General features: G+C 66.8%; 6 protein-coding genes. All 6 read right to left on the reverse strand.

From position 1 onward, the window contains the following. Nucleotides 1-18: 18 nt before the first annotated feature. The 6 genes from Q4F73_RS11935 to Q4F73_RS11960 all read right to left on the reverse strand — a co-directional run bounded on the left by Q4F73_RS11935 (nucleotide 19) and on the right by Q4F73_RS11960 (nucleotide 3,564). Nucleotides 19-306, reverse strand: coding sequence for a hypothetical protein (locus tag Q4F73_RS11935; protein WP_303359562.1), 288 nt, complete (start codon nucleotides 304-306; stop codon nucleotides 19-21). Then, a complete protein-coding gene (locus Q4F73_RS11940; protein WP_303359563.1) occupies nucleotides 303-548 on the reverse strand; it encodes a hypothetical protein in 246 nt (81 codons plus the stop codon). Before Q4F73_RS11940 ends, Q4F73_RS11935 begins: the two co-directional genes overlap by 4 nt. 71 nt (nucleotides 549-619) lie before the next feature. After that, a complete protein-coding gene (locus tag Q4F73_RS11945) occupies nucleotides 620-895 on the reverse strand; it encodes a hypothetical protein (RefSeq protein WP_303359564.1) in 276 nt (91 codons plus the stop codon). Nucleotides 896-1,301: 406 nt separating this feature from the next. Then, a complete protein-coding gene (locus tag Q4F73_RS11950) occupies nucleotides 1,302-1,601 on the reverse strand; it encodes a hypothetical protein (protein ID WP_303359565.1) in 300 nt (99 codons plus the stop codon). Between the two features lie 308 nt (nucleotides 1,602-1,909). Next, nucleotides 1,910-3,229 carry a hypothetical protein gene (locus Q4F73_RS11955; RefSeq protein WP_303359566.1) on the reverse strand — a complete coding sequence of 440 codons (1,320 nt, stop codon included), beginning with the start codon at nucleotides 3,227-3,229 and terminating at the stop codon, nucleotides 1,910-1,912. Nucleotides 3,230-3,276: 47 nt separating this feature from the next. Then, nucleotides 3,277-3,564 (reverse strand): hypothetical protein, encoded by a 288-nt coding sequence (locus tag Q4F73_RS11960; protein ID WP_303359567.1) that lies wholly within the window; start codon nucleotides 3,562-3,564, stop codon nucleotides 3,277-3,279. Between the last annotated feature and the right edge of the window lie 133 nt (nucleotides 3,565-3,697).

A 3,697-nucleotide genomic window follows, 5' to 3' on the forward strand; every position in this document is an offset into this window, starting at 1 on the left:
CCGCCTTGACGCATCCCCTCATGGCCGAACCGCAGACCAACTGATCGCCAGAATCGCGACCCAGATCAGCACCACGACGTAGGTCACCGCCAGTACGGCCGGGCCGAACATCATCGCGATCCCTTGCCGCCGAACGGTGGACCATGGCGTGAGCAGCCCGCCGACGAGGGCCGGCGCGAGGGACCACATCAGTGCGCTGTCGCCGAGCCACCCGGCGAGTCCGAAAAACGACAGACCTGACCAGAGCATCGATGCACACAGGCACACCAGCACCGACGGTGGTGACGTCCGCATCTCCTCCCTCATGCGAAAACCGCGAATCCCGCGAACAACACGCTGTTGACCGCCATCGCTGCAGCGACACCGGTCAGTCGACCGCTTCGGATCGGCGACTCTCGAGACCGCAACGCGGCCACCACGAGAAGGGCCATCGCACCGAACCACACCGGCCCGAGGATCCACCCGACCGGCCAACCGCGGGTGACCTCACTCTGGAATGGCGCGGCGACCGTGATCGCGATGACCAGGGTGGCCGGGACCGCCCACATGCAGGCCACCGTAGCGACCCACCACAGGGAGGGGGTCCCGTGCCCCTGAGCCGCGGTGTTTGCGACCTCCGTCATCGTTGAATCATCGACCACGCGCCGCCCACCACAACGATGCCGACGATCCCCACGACGAACGTCGCGATCACCACCAACGGTCCGAGCATCAGCGCGATCCCCTGCCTTCGGGCCGGCCGCCAAGGGAGGAGCAACGCTCCGATGATCGCGGGTAGGAGAAAACTGACCATCGCGCCGGAGGGGGATTCCCTTGCCCACCACGTGTATCCCAGGACGCTCGCGAGTATCGACGCGCACAGTGACAGCAGGACCGAGACGGGTGCCGTCGTCACCTCGCTCCTCACAGCAGCCCCGCAGGATCAAGGGACTGGATCCCAAAGAACGCCGTTCCGACCACGATGAATGCGCTGGCGAGTCCAGCGAAGCGTCCGCTTGCCCGAAGGGCTTCCCGAGTCAGGCTCGCCCGGAGAATGAGTACCAGCGCTACGACAGACCACAGGACCGCCGGCGCCCACGTCAGCGGCACATCGTTCAGACCCGCCATCTGGGCAAGCGCCTGCAGGCCGTACAGGACGGGCCCGAGAAGGGGTACCGCGACAGCGCAGGTGATCATCGCGCCCCACCACCTCGTAGGCGCGGGATTGACGTCACCTTGTGGGTTCGATAGGTGTGACGACGACATCGACGGCGTCCTTTGAACCAAGTCGGATGCGTGGCCCAGGCCTCGTGCTTCATGCGTCATGCTGCAATCGCCCCGCCGACGATGACAGCGAAGAAGGACACTACGGCGACGACAGGCGCCAAGGCCAAGCCCAGCACGGCCAGGCGGTACCAACCGCGTAGAACTGTGAGCGCGAGTAGTGGCAAAGCGACGGGCACGACGAGAAGTAGGACCGTCCCCGTCCGCTCGGACTCCGGCCACATACCGCTGGTGCTGTACACGAGGGCTACCAACGCGAGCCCGACGACAAGTCCCACGTACGCGGCCGCCCAGTGCTTCTCTGCCGGGCCGTTCTTCACGTCCGAGTCGACGATCATCTGATCATCCCTCCCACCACCATGGATGAGCTCCACAACACAGCGCCCGCCAGGAGCGGTGCAAGCATGCCAAGAGTCACGCCGGATACCCGGGGCCATCGCCACGCCACGCCTGCGGCCAGGACCACGATCCCGACGAAAATACCGATCTGGAGTCCGCCCAACTCGTGGCCGCGCGAGAGCTGCCGAAGGACGACTCCGAAGGCCGCCGCCATCATGGGAGTCGCCACAGCTGCCGTCCAGAACGCGATCCGCCACCGACCCCAGGTCGGTCGTCCGCCTGGATCCTCAAGCGTCGTCACTACACCTCACCTGCCCTGAGTTTGCGGGGAGATGGTCGGAATCACGACCCCGTCATCAACACCGCCGAGCCGTGTCTCGCCAGGGTGTCCAGGTGAGCCCGGGCCGAGTTCGAACGGCGCAGGCTCGGGGCTGGAAAGGTCCTTAAACGGGCGCAGCATCCTTGGATCACCGACATCCCGTGAGATCGGGAGGTCGAGAAATGGGCCTGCTGCACTCCTGTTCCTTGCTTCCTCGATGGCGAGTGGGCTCACCTGTCCGTCCTCTCGATGGTGGTAGATCTCGAGTGAGGGGTACGCACCGACTACTCCGCCTACCCGCGGGTGTCCGTCTGCGACGGACACGACGATCTCTCCTGTGACCTTGTGCGCAGGTTCCCCGCCACCCGGAGCGTAGGGGTTGACGCCTTCGTAGTGCACTCGTACGTCACCGTTGTCCAACTGCTGGACATCAACCGACGGGCTTCCTACTCGAACGCCGCCTTCCACGGTGACCGTCGGATTCTGCCGCGCGACGATCACGCCGTTCTCGTAGTCGATCACGAGCTCGACACGGGCGTCACCTACGGTCGACTCCGGGCTAGTGCCGCGTGAATCCCCGAGGTCGTATTCCACATCCGGAGGCATAAGCCGGAAGTTAAAAACGTCGTCCACGGGGATGTACAGTTCGGTCCGCACCACGCCCCCGCCAGGCACGGCCGCAATCCGCCCCATCACCACAGTGGCCTCGACTCCCTGGTTCTTCTCCGCCTCCGAGGTCGGGTCCAGCATCGAGGCGGTGAGCCAATCCGCAGGAGTCTCCGGCAGCCGGCCGGTGGCGCGCTCGAAGGCGGCCGCCTGATCCAACCGACGGCCTGCATTTGCAGCGCGCGTCATGGCTTCGGTCACGAGCTGCGCGCACGCGGCGTCCTCGTCGACGAGGAACCGCACCGCCGCGTCCATCTGTTCCTGGCGCTCGATCATGGCCTGCCGCACCTTCTCGGGGTCGGTCTCCGAGGTGGGGATCAGCGCCATCGGCGAGATGTTCACCGCCCAGTCGTCGTGGACTACCAGGCCGTGCGGGTCGTTCTCGATGTCCACGGCCGCGTTCTCCGCTGCGACCTTCGCGAACTCGAGCCTCCGGCCTACGGTACGCAGAGTGTCGGCCACGTCCTCCAGCTCGAAGGCGAACTTCCGTGCAGATTCCGCCTCATCCGCAACCCTCTCGCGGCACGCGTCGGCGGCGTGACCGGCCCACGAGGGGTCGGCGCGTTCCGGTGCGTTCCTGGCCAGGGCTACGGTGTCGTGAAAGCAGTTGCGAACCTCGTCGAGGTCGGAGGCGGCCTGCACGACATCGTCTGTGCGCCACGTGGCCAGAACCGGGCGTGTGGGCGCGGTCATCGCCCTCCGTCGATTCGTCGTAGCGTGGCCGCGAAGTCCGCATCGGAGGCCTCGGTACTGTCCGCCGTGTGCCGCGCCGCCTCCGCCATCGAACGGAAGCGGGCGGCGGTGCGCGCCACCCCGGTGTCGAGTAGTGCGCGTGCACCGGCCATCGCCTCCGCCGTCGCAGCGCCCGGCAGCGACTCCGCCCCCATCGACACGGCCCCTCCCGGGTCCAGTCCATCCATCGAATCCGCCAGCCGATGCCACGACTGGCCGAGCCCGCGCAGCAGGTCGGGATTCACGCGGATCCCCGCCGCTGGTGCCGTCATCCTGCCTCCTCGCCCGGGCGCGCTCTGCCCGGTCACCGTGTTCGACGCCTCAGCTCACCGTCCGGTTCCCCCACAACGTGAACTCGCCCCGTTCGAGCCGACGATC

Source organism: Corynebacterium sp. (genome assembly GCF_030535495.1).
In the GTDB taxonomy this organism is placed as follows: Bacteria; Actinomycetota; Actinomycetes; order Mycobacteriales; family Mycobacteriaceae; genus Corynebacterium.

Coding starts and splice junctions, on each gene's coding strand:
- Q4F73_RS11935 (WP_303359562.1), bottom strand. CDS start 306: ATGAGGGAGGAGATGCGGACGTCACCACCGTCGGTGCTGGTGTGCCTG.
- Q4F73_RS11940 (WP_303359563.1), bottom strand. CDS start 548: ATGTGGGCGGTCCCGGCCACCCTGGTCATCGCGATCACGGTCGCCGCG.
- Q4F73_RS11950 (WP_303359565.1), bottom strand. CDS start 1,601: ATGATCGTCGACTCGGACGTGAAGAACGGCCCGGCAGAGAAGCACTGG.